Annotated in this window: 9 protein-coding genes; 3 read left to right on the top strand and 6 right to left on the bottom strand. The window is 64.3% G+C overall.

Going from position 1 to position 15,333, the window contains the following annotated elements:
- Positions 1–16: 16 nt before the first annotated feature.
- Positions 17–1,078: a glycosyltransferase family 4 protein gene (locus IP92_RS08915; protein WP_145874207.1), complete on the top strand. Its 1,062-nt coding sequence runs from the start codon at positions 17–19 to the stop codon at positions 1,076–1,078.
- A gap of 134 nt (positions 1,079–1,212) precedes the next feature.
- On the opposite strand, the gene dnaE is transcribed toward IP92_RS08915, so the two are convergent.
- On the bottom strand, positions 1,213–4,773 hold the full coding sequence (gene dnaE / locus IP92_RS08920; protein ID WP_145874208.1) for a DNA polymerase III subunit alpha: 3,561 nt from the start codon (positions 4,771–4,773) through the stop codon (positions 1,213–1,215).
- A gap of 126 nt (positions 4,774–4,899) precedes the next feature.
- On the opposite strand from dnaE, the gene IP92_RS08925 reads away from it, so the two are divergent.
- Entirely contained in the window at positions 4,900–5,787 is an 888-nt protein-coding gene (locus IP92_RS08925) for a sulfurtransferase (protein WP_145874209.1), read from the top strand.
- Positions 5,784–6,194 (top strand): GtrA family protein, encoded by a 411-nt coding sequence (locus tag IP92_RS08930; RefSeq protein ID WP_229418699.1) that lies wholly within the window; start codon positions 5,784–5,786, stop codon positions 6,192–6,194. The genes IP92_RS08925 and IP92_RS08930 overlap by 4 nt, the downstream gene beginning before the upstream one ends.
- A gap of 31 nt (positions 6,195–6,225) precedes the next feature.
- Here IP92_RS08930 and IP92_RS08935 read toward each other — a convergent pair whose 3' ends face one another.
- The 5 genes from IP92_RS08935 to IP92_RS08955 form a co-directional block, all read right to left on the bottom strand.
- Complete coding sequence (locus tag IP92_RS08935; protein ID WP_229418700.1) at positions 6,226–7,578, bottom strand: TolC family outer membrane protein; 1,353 nt, start codon at positions 7,576–7,578, stop codon at positions 6,226–6,228.
- Entirely contained in the window at positions 7,579–8,940 is a 1,362-nt protein-coding gene (locus IP92_RS08940; protein WP_145874210.1) for an HlyD family type I secretion periplasmic adaptor subunit, read from the bottom strand.
- A 2-nt stretch (positions 8,941–8,942) separates the two neighbouring features.
- Entirely contained in the window at positions 8,943–10,697 is a 1,755-nt protein-coding gene (locus tag IP92_RS08945) for a type I secretion system permease/ATPase (RefSeq protein ID WP_145874211.1), read from the bottom strand.
- Between the two features lie 240 nt (positions 10,698–10,937).
- The gene (locus IP92_RS08950; protein ID WP_145874212.1) at positions 10,938–13,637 is read right to left on the bottom strand and encodes a DUF4214 domain-containing protein; all 2,700 of its coding nucleotides are present in this window, start codon (positions 13,635–13,637) and stop codon (positions 10,938–10,940) included.
- Between the two features lie 359 nt (positions 13,638–13,996).
- A complete protein-coding gene (locus tag IP92_RS08955; protein ID WP_158206724.1) occupies positions 13,997–15,331 on the bottom strand; it encodes a FecR family protein in 1,335 nt (444 codons plus the stop codon).
- Between the last annotated feature and the right edge of the window lie 2 nt (positions 15,332–15,333).

The following is a 15,333-nucleotide window of genomic DNA, read 5'->3' on the forward strand; positions in this document are numbered from 1 at the left end:
CCCATGAGGCCCGCCGGTGATTCACTTCTTCCCCACCTATACGAAGGACGGGACCCGCTCTCCGTTCGCCCTCGGACTGAAGGAACTCGGCGTCGACTACCGGCTGTTCGCCGATGACGTGCGCTTCCGCTACCACTCCCGTTTAAAACTGCTGTTCGTCGGCTGGCCGAAGCTGGCCTGGTTCGCGCTGCGCGCCGGCATCCGTTCGCTGATCACGAGCCGCACGCACCCGCAGGCCGTCGTGCTGGGTTCGGACATCGAGGTGCTGATCTTCGCGCCGCTGCGCGCGCTGTTCTCGCGCCGCACGCAGATCGTGCTGCTGGGCTTCATCCTGACGCCGCGCCGCAATGCGCTGGCCAACCGCCTGCGGCTGGCGTACTTCCGCTTCGTGATGTCGTTCGTCGACAAGGTGATCTGCCATTCGAAAACGGAGCGCGAGCGCTACCGCGAACTGTTCGCGAACGGCCGCACGGAGGTCCATTACATCCCCCACGGCACGCACATCCACGGCCGCGAGGAGACGACGCAGGCGGCCGCCTCGCCGTACATCCTGACGGCTGGCCGCTCCGGGCGCGACTACGGCACCCTGTTCGAGGCGGTGGCACCGCTGCCGATCCGGCTGCATGTCGTCTGCGACAACGACCAGCCGCTTTCGGGCCTGACCATCCCGCCGAACGTGACGGTGCTGCGCGACTGCTATGACGGCGACTACGTGGAACAGCTGAAGAACGCCCGCTTCGTCGTCGTGCCGCTGGGCGTGGCCGACATCTCGGCCGGCCAGATGGTGCTGCTGCAAGCGATGGCGTTCAACAAGGCGACCGTGATCACGCGCACGAAGACGGTGGAGGATTACGTCAGCGACGGCGTCGAGGCGCTGCTGGTGCCGCAGGGCGACGCGGCGGCGCTGCGCGCAGCGATCGTGAGGCTGCTGGACGACGCACCGCTGCTGGCGCAGATGGCCAGCCGTGCCACGGATGCGTTCGACAGCCGCTTCTGCATGAAGGCGTTCGTGCGCAACCTGGTGCAGGCGATCGATGCGGACGCTGTCAAACCCAACGGCGGAAGCCGGGGTCAGTAAGGAGTGACGGCTTGCAAGCCGTCACTGCTTAGCCGGCGGAGAGCGGCGCTCTCCGAAATCCCGGCAAAGCCCCGGCGGGTCTGACCCCAGGGTTTGCCTTTGGGGGTGGCGCGCTCGTTACTGACACGCACGCGTCAGTACTCCACCGCCACATCCTTCGCGCCCAGCAGCTGCTCCAGTGCGAGTTTCAGTTCGTCGGAAGGCGCGATGCGCCAGTCGTCGCCCAGCTGCACCGTGCAGTCGATGCCCTGCGGGCGGATGCGCATCTGCACCGGCAGGCCATAGTCGTCGCGGTGCGGCGTCAGGATGTCGCGCAGCTTGGCGGGCGGCACGGCGTCCGGCAGCAGCCAGCCCAGCTGGCGGCCGAACTGCAGGCGCGCCGCCACGATGTCGTACACCTTCTCGGCCGAGATGCGCAGGCCGCCCGTGAAGCGGTCTTCCGACACCTTGCCGACGACGGCCAGGAACTCGTCTTCCTTGAAGCACTTCTTGTTCGCCTCGAAGATCTCGTTGTACACGGTGACTTCGACGACGGCGCTCTTGTCGTCCAGCGACACGATCAGGATCTTGCCGCGCTGGGTCATCTGCGTGCGGATGCCCGTGATCACGCCGCACATCATGCGCGGCTCGCGCGACGGCTCCAGCTCGGAGAGCTTGGTGCGCGCGAAGCGCCGTGCCTCGGCCGCGTAGCTGTCGAACATGTGGCCGGACAGGTAGTAGCCCAGCGCGATCTTTTCCTCGGCGAGCTTCTGGCGGTCCGTCCACGGCGTGGCCTGCACGTACTCCGGCGGGGCGACGAGGTCGCTGTCGTCGCCGCCGAACAGGCTGACCTGGTTGGCGGCACGCGCTTCCTGCTCGGCGCATTCCATCGCGAAGCCGACGGAGGCGAACAGCACGGAACGATCAACCCCGAAAGAGTCGAACGCGCCGGAGCGGATCAGCGCTTCGATCGTGCGGCGGTTGATCTGCTTCTTGTCGACGCGCTTGCAGAAGTCGAACAGGCTCGTGAACGGTCCGCCCGTCTCGCGCGCGGCGATGATCGCCTCGATCGCGTTCTGGCCGGCGCCCTTCACGCCGCCCAGGCCGTAGCGGATCGCATTGACCTTCTTGCCGGTCACGGAAGGCGGCGGGCCGTCCGGGCGGAAGCGGTATGCGGACAGGTTGATGTCCGGCGGCAGGATCGTCAGGTTGCACACCTCGATCGCATCCTCGACGAGGATCTTGACCTTCTCGGTGTCGTCCATCGTCAGCGACATGTTGGCTGCCATGAACGCGGCCGTGTGGTGCTGCTTCAGATAGGCGGTGTGATACGACAGCAGCGCGTACGCGGCGGCGTGCGACTTGTTGAAGCCGTAGCCCGCGAACTTCTCCATCAAGTCGAAGATCTCGTCGGCCTTTTCCACCGTCAGCCCGCGCTCGCCGGCACCCTTGCGGAAGATCTCGCGGTGCTCGGCCATCTCCTCGGCCTTCTTCTTGCCCATCGCGCGGCGCAGCATGTCGGCGCCGCCCAGCGAGTAGCCGCCGATGATCTGCGCCATCTGCATCACCTGCTCCTGGTAGACCATGATGCCGTAGGTCTCGGACAGGATGCCCTCGGTACGCGGATCGGGATAGTCGAACTTCTCGCCGTGTTTCCGTTTGCAGAAGTCGGGGATCAGGTCCATCGGGCCCGGACGGTACAAGGCGACGAGCGCGATGATGTCCTCGAAGCGGTCGGGCCGCGCGTCTTTCAGCATGCCCTGCATGCCGCGCGATTCAAGCTGGAACACGGCGACGGTCTTCGCCTTGGTCAGCAGGTCGTACGAGCCGCGATCGTCCAGCGGCACCTTGGCCAGGTCGAAGTCCTTGTCGGCCGGGTCCAGTTCGCGGATGTAGTTCACCGCGCGGTCGAGGATCGTCAGCGTCGTCAGGCCCAGGAAGTCGAACTTCACGAGGCCGACGGCTTCCACGTCATCCTTGTCGTACTGCGACACGACGCCCGAGTCGCCCGACTGCGTGTACAGCGGGCAGAAGTCGGTCAGCTTGCCCGGCGCGATCAGCACGCCGCCGGCGTGCATGCCGATGCCGCGCGTGATGCCTTCCACCTGCTGCGCCAGGTCCAGCAACTGCTTCACTTCCTCCTCGTTCTCGAGGCGTTCCTTCAAGAGCGGCTCTTCCTCGATCGCCTCGGCGATCGTCACGGGCTTGCCGGGCTTGAACGGGATCAGCTTCGAGATGCCGTCGCAGAAGTTGTAGCCGAAGTCCAGCACGCGGCCCACGTCGCGGATCGCGCCCTTCGCCGCCATCGTGCCGAACGTGGCGATCTGCGACACGGCGTCGCGGCCGTACAGGTCCTTCACGTGCTGGATCACCAGTTCGCGCTTTTCCTGGCAAAAGTCGATGTCGAAGTCGGGCATCGATACCCGTTCAGGGTTCAGGAAACGTTCGAACAGCAGGTTGTACTTGAGCGGGTCAAGGTCCGTGATCTTCAGGCAGTACGCGACCAGCGAACCCGCGCCCGAGCCCCGGCCCGGGCCGATCGGCACGCCGTTGTTCTTGCCCCACTGGATGAACTCCGCAACGATCAGGAAGTAGCCAGGGAACTTCATCTTGATGATGGTCTGGTTCTCGAACGCGAGCCGTTCCTCGTAGCGCGGGCGCATCTTCTCGCGGTAGACCGGGTCCGGGAACAGCTGCACCAGGCGCTCTTCCAGGCCCTTCTTCGTTTCGGCGATCAGGAATTCGTCGATCGTCATGCCCGGCGTGGGGAAGTTCGGCAGCTGCGGCTTGCCCAGCGTGAGGATGACGTTGCAGCGCTTCGCGATCTCGACGGTGTTTTCCAGCGCGGCCGGCAGGTCCTCGAACAGGATCTGCATCTCTTCCTGCGTCAGGAAGCGCATCTGCTCGTTGAAACGCTTCACGCGCTTGGCGTTCGCGATCATCTCGCCCTCGGCGATACAGATGCGCGCCTCGTGCGCGATGAATTCTTCCTGCGACATGAACTGCACAGGATGCGTCGCCACGACCGGCAGGCGCAGCTTGGCGGCCAGCGCTACCGAGTGGCGCACCTGCGCTTCCTGGTTCGGCTGGCCGGCGCGGCAGATCTCGACGTAGAAGTGGCCGGGGAAGATCGCCGACCATTTCTCCGCCTGCTTTTCCGCCAGCTCCAGGTTGCCGTTGTCGATCGCCTGGCCGATGTCGCCGAAGTGCGCGCCGGACAGCGCGATCAGGCCATCGGCGCCGCTCTCGCCGGGCATCAGGTCGTACTGCTTGTCCTTCAGTTCCGCCAGCCATTCGGTGCGGATCTCGGCGCGGCCCTTGTACTGGTTCGTCAGCCATGCCAGCGACAGCAGCTCGCACAGCTGCAGATAGCCCATGCGATTCTTCGCCAGCAGGATCAGGCGCGACGGCTTGTCGCGGTTGTCGTCGTTGGTGATCCACACGTCCGTGCCGATGATCGGCTTGACGCCCTTGCCGCGCGCGGCCTTGTAGAACTTGACCATGCCGAACAGGTTCGACAGGTCGGTGACGGCCAGCGCCGCCTGCTTGTCCTTGACCGCGGCCTTGACGAGGTCGTCGATGCGCACCAGGCCGTCGACGATCGAGTATTCCGAGTGCACCCGCAGGTGGACGAAAGCGGGGCCTGGGGGCGCCGCCGGTTCGTCGGGCTGGATGACTGGCTGCTCATCGGGCGATACAAGGGTTTCGGTGCTCATTTGCTAACCTGGCGTACTGATGGGACCGTGTATTTTACCGCCGCCGGGCTGTTCCATCCCGGCTATTTTCGACGCGGGTTCGCTTATAATGACGGCTGTTCCGGAAATTCCCTCTTCAAGATCCCTATGCAAGCAAGCGTTCAAGACGCCACCAGTCAGGCCGGCGTGGCACCTTCTTTATTTGTCAACATCGCGGCCTACAAGTTCATCACGCTGGACGAGCTGGAAGCGCTGCGCCCGCGGTACCAGGAGATCACCCAGCGCCTGGGCCTGAAGGGCACGATCCTGCTGACGCCGGAAGGCATCAACATGTTCCTGTCCGGTACGCGCGAGAACATCGACGAGTACCTGGCATGGGTGCGCAGCGATGCGCGGCTGGCGGACCTGGAAGTGAAGGAAAGCCTGTCCACCGAGCAGTCGCACAAGCGCATGCTGGTGAAGATCAAGGCGGAGATCATCACGATGCGCATGCCGCTGATCAAGCCGGAACTGGGCCGCGCGCCGAACGTGGACGCGAAGACGCTGAAGCGCTGGCTGGACCAGGGCCACGACGACAACGGCAAGCCGGTCGTGATGGTCGACACGCGCAACGACTTCGAGGTGGACGTGGGCACGTTCGAGAACACGGTCGACTACCGCATCAAGAAGTTCACCGAGTTCCCGCAGGTGATCGAGGAACACAAGGCCGACTTCGCAGGCAAGACCGTCGTCACCTTCTGCACCGGCGGCATCCGCTGCGAGAAGGCGGCGATCCACATGCAGAACATCGGCTACGACAACGTCTACCAGCTCGAAGGCGGCATCCTGAAGTACTTCGAGGAAGTCGGGGGCGATCACTATACGGGCGACTGCTTCGTGTTCGACTACCGCACGGCACTGAACCCGAAGCTGCAGCCGACCGAGACGGTGCAATGCTTCGCGTGCCGCGCCGTCGTCACGCCGCGCCAGCAGCTCGCACCCGAGTACGTGTATGGCGTGTCGTGCCCGCATTGCCACGGCAAAGCGCAGGCTTGAACACGTCGATGCGCGCCCTGGCCACCCGCTTCGCGCCACAGCTGCGGTTCCTCGTGGCGGGCACGGTCAATACCATCGGCGGCTACCTGCTGTACCTGGCGCTGCAGCTGGTGCTGCCCTACCAGGTCGCCTACTTCCTGGCCTTCGTCGCGGGCGTCGTCGGTGCGTACTGCCTGAACACACTGTTCGTGTTCCGCACCCGCCTGGCCTGGCGCACCTTCTTCGCGTACCCCACGATCTACCTGGTGCAGTACCTGATTTCCGCGCCGCTGCTGGCGGTGCTCGTCGAGTGGCTGCACGTGGCCGATACGATCGCGCCGCTGATCGTCAGCGTCGTGATGATTCCCGTGTCGTTCTTGCTGAACAAGGCGATGCTGGCGGGACGGAGCAAACCGGCCGCGGAATAGCACAAGGCCCGCAACTGCGGGCCTTGTCACATCAGCGGAAGTACAACGCGATCTCGTGCACGTCGTCCGGCCCCAGCGTGCCGGCGGCCGCGCGCAGCCGCATCAGCGCCACCAGGTAGTTGTAGCGTGCCTGAGCCAGGTCGCGCTCGGTGGTGAACAGCTGTTGTTGCGCGTTCAGCAGGTCGAGGTTGATGCGCACGCCGCCCTTGATGCTCTGCTCCGTCGCCGTCATCAGCAAGCGGCCCGATTCCGCCGCCTTTTCCAGCGCCCGGATCCGTGAAGCGCCGCTGACGACCGCTGTGTACTGCTTGCGCAAGTCGACGAGCACCTTGTCGGTTTCCGCCTGGAGGTCGGCACGGGCCTTCTCCTCGCCCGCCACCGCCTGGCGCGAGACCGCGCTGACATAGCCGCCTTGGTACAGCGGAATGTTCAGTTGCACGCCCACGACCCGCGCGGTGGAATCCTGCGTGTAGGTGTTCAGCGTCTCCGCCTGCGCCTTGCTGTACGTGGCCACGAAGTCGAGCCGGGGCGCATGGCCCGCGCGCGCTTTGGTAACCTCCTGGTGCGCCACATCGACACTGAACGTGCGCATCAGCAGCGTGGGGTTGTTTGCCAGCGCAATGGCCTTCCACGACTCGAAGCCGCCTTCGGAGGGCGGAACGAGACGGAAATTCGGCGCCAGCTGATCGAGCTCGCCAACATCGCCGCCTACCACGCCGGCCAGCGTGGCACGCGCCGTCGCCAGGTTGTCCTGCGCCTCCAGCAGCGCCGCCTCGGCCACGTCGAGGCGCGCCTGCGTCTCGAGCATGTCGGTGCGCGTGCCTTCACCCTTCTCGAACAGGCGGTCGTTGACCTTGCGTTGCTCGGCCAGCACGTCGCGCTGGACGGTGGCCAGCCGCACGTGCTCGGCGGCGAACAGCGCATCCGTATAGGCACCCACGACGCGCAGCACCAGCTCTTGCGTGCGCACCGAGAACTGCGCGGCGGAAGCATCCGTTTGTGCCTTGCCCTGTTTGTAGCGGGCCCACGCTTCCATATTGAACAACGGCTGGCGCAGCTGCACCGACGTGCTGCCGGACAGGTAGCGCGGCTCGCTCGGGAAGTCCTTGCCCTGCTGGTGCACGATCAGGTCCGCCCAGTTCTTGCTGCGGCTCCAGCTGGCCTGGACCGTCGGCAGCAAGGCCGAGCGGCCGATCGTACCGTACTCCAGGCCCTGGGCGTTTTCAGCCAGCGCGGATTTGAATTGCGGGTCGTTCTGCAGTGCCGCCTCGTAGGCCTGGCGCAGCGACATCGCCGCAGCCCCACCGGCCGCGCAGGCTCCCAGCGCTAGCGCCAGTGCAGCGGCCAGCCGACGTGGCAGGACGGAATGGGTACGCTTCCTCACTTAGTCCTCCGACAGCGAAGATTTCGCACGATCCATGACCGGCTTGAGCAGGTAGCTCATCAGCGTGCGCTCGCCCGTCTTCACGAACAGTTCGACCGGCATGCCAGGCTGGATATCGAGCTTCTTGTGGGCGATCATCGCCGCGCCTTCGTCGGAAACCTTGGCGCGCACCTTGTAGAACGCGGCGCCGGTTTTTTCGTCCACCGTGCGGTCGGCCGACACCTGCGTCACGACGCCGGGAATGTGCGGCGTGCGGTTGGTATTGAACGCGGAGAAGATCAGTTCGACCGGCAGTCCGACGTGCACCTTGTCGATCAGGTTGACGGGCAGCTGCCCCTCGACCACCAGCGGGTCGTGGGTGGGCACGAGGTCCATCAGGTGCGCGCCAGGTCCGACGACGCCGCCGGCCGTGAACACGTTCAGGTTGACGACGATACCGTCGACCGGCGCGCGGACATCGGTATTGGCAAGCTCGTAATCCTGGCCGACGATGCGGCTGCCCAGTGCTTCGGCATCGCGCTGCGCATCGGTCAGCAGCGTCCCGACTTCCTTGCGGTAGTCCTGCGCGCGTTGCTGGCGCCGCAGCGTCAGTTCCATGACCTGGCGCTGCGCGCGGCCGATGTTGCCGATGTCTTCGGACATCGCGCCGCTCAGCTGGGCGTAAGTGCGCTCCAGATCCAGCAAGCGGTTGCGCGCCACATAGCCTTCCTTCGCCAGGTCGCGCATGCCTTCCAGCTGCTCCTTCAACAGGTCGAGCTGCGTCTTCTTGTTGTCGCGCGATTCCTGCAGGCCCTTGATCTGGATCTTCAGGCCGGCCATGTTCTCGTCGATGCCGCCCAACTCGCTCTGCAACGCGCCATGGCGGGATGCCAGGACCTGGTTCTGCAACGACCAGTTTTCCTTGACGCGCGGATCGTCGCGATATTTCTCGAGTTCCGGCGGGAACGGTACCGTCTGCAGCCCATCGCGCTCTGCGGTCAGGCGCGCCTCGAGCATGCGGGTGGCGAAGTACTGCGCGCGGGTCGTTTCGGCGTTCGCCGTGGCCTGCACATTATTCATCCGTACCAGCACCTGGCCGGCCTTCACCACATCGCCATCGCGCACGAGGATTTCGCGGATCGTTCCGCCGGTCTGGTGCTGCACGGTCTTGCGGTTGCCTTCCTTTGCCACCGTGCCGGGCATCGGCACGCCACGGTCCAGCGGAGCCAGGCACGCCCACAGCAGGAAGCCGCCAAAGCCGAGCAATACGATCAGCCAGCCCAGCCGCGCGACCCGGCTGGCATCCGTGTTCACCGTCAGCGGCGTCACGTCGTGCGTGATCACCTCGGCCGGCGCATCCTTCTTCAATTGCAAATTCGTCATAGTTACCCCTGTGGCGCCTCTGCCGACTGGGCGGCCTGGGCGCGCTGTTGCTGTGCTTGCAGCTGTCGCTGGTTCGATTCGTGCAGTGCTGCGAGCACGTCCTTGGTGGGACCAAACGCCGCCGCCGTACCGTCGCGCAGCAGCAGGAGCTTGGAAGTCGCACTGATGATGCTGGTGCGGTGCGTGACCAGCACGATGGTCTTGCCGCGCTGGCGCAGGTCGGTGATCGCCGTGACCAGTGCTGCCTCGCCCAGGTCGTCCAGGTTCGAATTCGGTTCATCGAGCACGATCACGGACGGGTCGCCGTACATCGCGCGGGCCAGGCCGATGCGCTGCTTCTGGCCGCCGGACAGGCCGGCGCCACCATCGCCCAGCAAGGTATCGTAGCCTTTCGGGAAGTGCAGGATCATATCGTGCACACCGGCGCGCTTGGCAGCCATCACGACCTTGTCGGGATCGACGTCGCCAAAGCGGGCGATGTTTTCGCTGACGGTGCCGGCGAACAGCTCGATATCCTGCGGCAGGTAGCCGATATAGGGGCCGAGTTCGCCTTTGTTCCACTGGAAGATATCGGCGCCGTCCAGACGTACCTTGCCCACCGCCGCCGGCCACACGCCGACCAGCAGACGTGCCAGCGTGGACTTGCCGGAGCCGCTGGGGCCGATCACGCCGACCACGTCGCCCGGCGCGACCGCGAAGCTCAGGCCCCGCAATACCGCCACCTGGGAGCCGGGAGGCGCCGCCGTGACGCCTTCCACCGTGATGGCGCCCTGCGGTGCCGGCAACGGCATGCCGGCCGGCCGGATGGGGTTCGCTTCCAGCAGCGTGGTCAGGCGCTGATACGCGCTGCGCGTGCCGCTGAACGACTTCCATACGCCGATCACCTGCTGGACCGGCGCCAGCGCGCGCCCCACGAGGATCGATGCGGCAATCATCATGCCGGCCGTGATCTTGTTCTCCAGCACGAGCAATGCGCCGAAGCCCAGGATCAGCGATTGCAGCGACGTCTGCACGAACTTGGTCACGGAAGCGATCATGCCGGCCTTCTCGCTGGCGACGGCCTGCAGGTGCAGGAACTTGCTGTGCATCTTGAACCACCGGCCCAGCAGGTTCGGCAGCATGCCCATCGATTCGATGACCTCGGCGTTGCGCAGGTTGTTCGTGGCGACGTTGCCCGCCGCGATCGCCATTGCATTCGCGTCGCTCAGCGGCTTGCGGGTCACGCGTTCGTTGACATAGGCAAGCACGACGAGCACGGCGGTGCCGCACAGCGCGAACACGCCCAGCGAAGGCTGGAACAGGAAAATGACGATCAGGTAGATCGGGAACCACGGCGCGTCGAAGAAGGCAAACAGCGCATTCCCGGTCAGGAACTGGCGCACGTTGGTCAGGTCGTGCAATGCCTGCCCGGCATTGGCGCCCGCACCCTTCAGGTTTTGTTCGAATGCCGCTGTGTACACCCGCTTGTTGAGCATCAGGTCGAACTTGGCGCCGACGCGCACCAGCACGAAGCTGCGGATCAGCTCGAGGCCGGCCATCAGCAGATAAGCGCCCAGCATCATCACTGTCAGCATCAGCAGCGTCGTTTCGTTGCGGCTGGCAAGCACGCGGTCGTACACCTGGAGCATGTACAGCGACGGCGTCAGCATCAACAGGTTGCTGATGGCGCTGAACGTTCCGACGGTAACGAAGGTGCGCTTGAAACCGCTCAGCACCAGTTGAATCTCGTTCTTGGGCAGGTTGAATTTGTTGTTCATGAATTTGCACGCGGCAAAGATAGAGGTGGTGGTGACCACCGGCAGCAGCGAGAGCGCACGCGCACCGGCTAGCATGCCATTATCGCTTACTTCAGGGGAATTGTGTGACGTACGTCACAAATTTTTACCTCGACTGAGGCTTTTTTACGCAACGAGCGTTGCGCGGAAAGGAAAAAGGGCCGGCGAGGCCGGCCCTTTGCGCTGCACAAGGCGCGGCCGAAGCCGCGCCTTGAAGAGCGATTAGCCCAGAGCGATGACCAGCGTGTCCAGGTTGACGGTGCCAACCAGTTTGACGATGGCGTCAGCCGCGTCAACTTGGCCAACCGAGCCAACATCGGAAACGATGTAGGTGTCACCACCGAACGCGAACACCACGTTCTTGCCAGCGTGACCTTCGATGACCTGCTTCAGCGCCAGATCGAAGTCGGTCAGCGAGCTGGTGGCCTTCTCGAAACCAGTGACGCCCAGCGAGATCGTGTCGGAGTTCGCTGCCAGCTTGGTGTTGTCCGTTGCGTCCAGAACCAGGTTCAGACCGGAAACGGTGTCAACCGAGCCGTAGGTCGACGAACCGGCGTTGAACGTCAGCGCGTCGATGCCAGCACCGAGCTTGATCGTTTCAACAGCCGTGTTCGAGGTCTCGTACTTCAGACCAGCGAACGCGTCGCCCTTCGTGTGGCCGTCGGCAGTCACGGTGTACGTACCAGCCAGGCCGCTCGTATCGATGGTGGTCAGCTTGCCAGCCACGTTCTTGATGTCGGCGGAGCCGGCACCGGTCAGCGTCAGGGACGTCAGTGCACCGTTTTCGGTGAACTGGGTCGTCTTGCCGATCGCCGATACGGAACCGCTGTCAGCAACCAGGGTCAGCGTAGCAACGTTGTCGTGTGCAGCGACGCCGTCAGCGTCGGTATCGACACCGGCAGCCAGCGTCACAATCGCGGTCTTCGTGTCACCAGCCAGCGTCACGGCCACATTTTGTGCCGAACCTTTGTCGTCGGTATCGGCTGCGGTCACGGCCAGCTTCACGGTGTCGGCGCGGGCTTCGATCGTGCCAGCGGCTTCCGTGGAGACGTTCAGCGTACCGGCGTAGGTCGTCGTGGTGACGCTGCCGCCGTTCTTGGCGATGTAGCCAGCCGCGGTCGCGGTCAGGTCGCCGTTGGCGATCAGGTTCTGCGTGCCAACGCCCTTGACGAAGCTGCCGTCTGCGAAGGTCAGCGTGGTGTAGGCAGCAGCCAGTTTCGATGCGTCCAGGGCGATTTCAGCCGTGGCGCCGCCACCAACCGTACCTTCAGCGGTCGTGAACTCGATGCTCTCGAAGCCCTTCAGCACTTTGTTCAGCACGATGAAGTCGTCGGTGTTACGCTCGGTCAGCTTACCAGCCAGAGCGATCGTGTCGGTGCCTTCGCCGCCGTCGATCACGTCGGTCACGGCCAGGGCTGCGCCGGACAGCTTGATCGTGTCGTTGCCGGCGCCGCCGGAGACGTTCAGGGCGTTGCCGGCGGTGATCGTCACGTCGATCGTGTCGTCGCCCAGGCCAGCGTCAACGGTGGTCAGGCCGGTGCCGGTCGTTGCCACAGTGATCTTGTCGTTGCCCGCGCCGGTGGCGACGGTAGCGTTCTTGGCAGCAGCGGTCGAGGTTGCCTTCGCGGTGGCGAAGGAGATCTTCACCTTGTCGGCGCCAGCGCCGGTGTTGATCGTCTGCACGGACGTGCCTGCATCGGTCAGGTCCAGGCCACCAGCGCCCGTTTGCGTGATCGTGGTCAGCGCGGTCAGGCCAGCCACTTCAACGATCGCCTTCGACGACACGTTCAGGTTCAGCTTGGTTGCGGTGGTGTTCGCCAGGGTGACGGTACCTGCGCCGCCGGCAGCGGCAGCAGCCACGGAACCGGACACGTTCAGTGCGGCGACTTTCGCGCCAACGACTTCAACGGATGCGCCGTCAACCACACCGTTCAGAGCAACAGCAGCGCTCGTTGCGGTCGAACCGAAGTCACCGGTGATCTTGGTTGCGGTAGCAACAGCGGCGCCAACGCCCAGGGTCTTGCCGGCCAGGCCGTCGACTTCGACAGCGGCTTGTGCGTCAACGACGTTGATCGTGGTCGAGCCAGCGAACTTCGTTGCGTCGATCTTGGCAGCGCTGATGTTCTCGGCGCCGTACAGGTTGACGATCTCGATGTTCTTGATCGTGCCGACGATCGTCTTGTTGTTGTCAGCGGTAGCGAAGAAGTTCAGCGTGTCAACGCCAGCGCCGCCGTCCAGCACGTCGATGCTGCTCAGCGTGTCGGCTTTGTCGCCGTTCGTCGGGTTGACCGACACGACGTTGAACGTGTCTTTAGCGGTCGTGCCGGTCAGCGTGTCCAGGCCCACGGAGGTCGTGAAGGTCTGGCCGATGTTCGTGCCTGCGTCGTGGGCGTCAACGACGTTGGCGACCAGCGTTGCCAGCGCTGCGCTGGTGATCGCTGCGTCGTGGCTGGTGTTGTCGGTGATGGTGGACAGCCAGTCTTTAGCGACTTGGTTGGCGGCCGCGCCGTCGTAGCCGCGGATGCCTTCGGCGCTGTTGGCCAGGTTTTCGGTGAACACGCGAGCTGCGTCAACTTTGTTGTTGACAGCGGTCAGGTCTTCGTTCTGTGCGCCTTGGGCGATCGCCAGAGCGATCTGGCCCAGGTTCCACGTGCCGTTGTTCAGCAGCGTTACCCAGTGCACCAGGCCAGCGGCTTCAGCGTGACGGCCGAACAGGTTCATGTAGATCGTGTCGACAACGTCAGCCTGGCTCTTGCCGGCGTACAGGTTGGTGTACTCGGGCTGCTTGGAGAATTCGTTTGCGACGTATGCCAGACCTTGGGTGTCGGCGATTGCTTGCCAGTGGGACAGACCGAAGTAGTCGGCCGGACGGTTGAAGTAAGCAACGTACAGCTGTTGAATTTGCGCTGCGGTGGTAGCCATGTATTACTCCTAATAGGCACTAAAAAAATTTAAACTGCTCGACGGTGAAGCGAACTGCTGACCTGCGTGCAGTGCTACGGCAGCCATAATGGCAGAAGATGCCTGGCGCACAATGTGACAGCCGTCACACGAAACACCAGAAACACTCCTATTCTTATAAGCTAACTTACAAAAATTGACCGGAGCACATTATGTTGGTAAAGGCAACGCAAATCAATAGCAGAGCGCTGGTGGCAGTACCAATGTTGTCGGCATGACCAGTATTTTGTGCGCATAGCGCGACAGCGCGGATTTTAAAATAAAAGCGCCGCATGATGCGGCGCGATTGAATAACGTGCGCAACACGCACGCCAGGGGATTCAGCGGGTCCAGTGGGTGACGCCGTTGACGGTCTGCTTACTGTCGAGACGGCCGGAGAAGATATATGCGGCGTTATTTTCACCGCCCAGCGCGCCCGTGACCGCCATATTGGTGTTGTTAATGAATTGCGGACCGCCGTTCAATAAGCCGGTCGGCGTAACCGTTCCGTTTGCCTGTAATGCGTAAGTCGTATTCTTATGTACGAGATCGAGCGACGTCGTGAAAGTGCGCTTGCCGAAATCGACGGAGAGCTGGCCGTTTTCCACCTTGGCAAAGGTTTCCGTCATCGCCGTGCTGTTGTATACCACCGCTTCGGCGGAGCGCAGCGCGAAACCGGCCGTGCCCTCCTGCGGCATCGGCACCTGGCCACCGGTGCTGCGGTACAGCGCGTAATACGAATTGCTGCCGATGCGCTCCGCGCCGCTGGCTGCTGCGGCGGCCGTGTCGATCGTCGCGGCGCGCGTGCCGATATCGGCCCAGCGGCCCCACGTCAGCTCGGCCGGCGGCAGCGGCGGCTGCGCCACCACGACAGGATCGGACGGGCCGATCGTCGCCGGTGGAACCACCGTCGGGCGGACGACCAATCCTTCTTGCAACAGAGCACTGGATTTTACCGGATCGAGGCTCGTCTCCACCGACACCTTCACCGGCTCGTCGTTGCGCGGCGGCGCGGCCGTATCGGGCGATACGCTCACCCCCGACATCATGCGCGGCACCGCCTGGCCTTTGCGAACCTGCAACACCTGGCCCGCCTGCCCTGCCGCCAGCTCGCGGCTCGCATCGTGCTCGCAAGGGCCGGTGCCGGACGGCTGGCAGGCCCCGGCGAAGCCGCTCATCACGATGGCGCCGGAGAGTACGGCCACGTTCGATACGTCCTGGTCGGTGTACACGGTGAAGTCGGTGCCGCGCACGCCGATGGCCGCCACCGGCGTGTTGAAGCGGAAGTTCTGGCGCGCCTGCTTGACCGCCTTGCCCGAGACGCTGCGGGCCACGCCCGACAGCAGCTCCAGCTTCACCTGGGTGTTGGCGGGATTCACCGTATCGACGTGGTACGTCACGATGCGGGCGCGCGTGGCGGGACGCAGGATCAGCAGCCCGTCGTCAATCGTCTTCAGGTAGATATAGCCGTCGGTCCCGGTGGCGAGCTCATCCCCTTCGCTGATCACGTCGTTCAGCGAAACACGGGCGCGGCCGTTGCTCGCATCGCCGCTGACGAACACGACCCGTCCCGCCTCGCCCGCGTAGGCGCTGCCGGCGCACAGCGCAAGCACGGCGGCGCCGGCGATGACGCCACGTGCGCGGCGCCATGCGGACAGATTGAGCAGCTGCGACATGA

The organism is Pseudoduganella flava (assembly GCF_007830495.1).
GTDB lineage: Bacteria > Pseudomonadota > Gammaproteobacteria > Burkholderiales > Burkholderiaceae_D > Rugamonas > Rugamonas flava.

Bases quoted from the DNA above. Each gene is read 5' to 3' on its own strand.
- IP92_RS08950 (WP_145874212.1), bottom strand. From the start codon at position 13,637: ATGGCTACCACCGCAGCGCAAATTCAACAGCTGTACGTTGCTTACTTC.
- IP92_RS08940 (WP_145874210.1), bottom strand. From the start codon at position 8,940: ATGACGAATTTGCAATTGAAGAAGGATGCGCCGGCCGAGGTGATCACG.
- IP92_RS08955 (WP_158206724.1), bottom strand. From the start codon at position 15,331: ATGTCGCAGCTGCTCAATCTGTCCGCATGGCGCCGCGCACGTGGCGTC.
- IP92_RS08945 (WP_145874211.1), bottom strand. From the start codon at position 10,697: ATGAACAACAAATTCAACCTGCCCAAGAACGAGATTCAACTGGTGCTG.
- IP92_RS08925 (WP_145874209.1), top strand. From the start codon at position 4,900: ATGCAAGCAAGCGTTCAAGACGCCACCAGTCAGGCCGGCGTGGCACCT.
- dnaE (WP_145874208.1), bottom strand. From the start codon at position 4,773: ATGAGCACCGAAACCCTTGTATCGCCCGATGAGCAGCCAGTCATCCAG.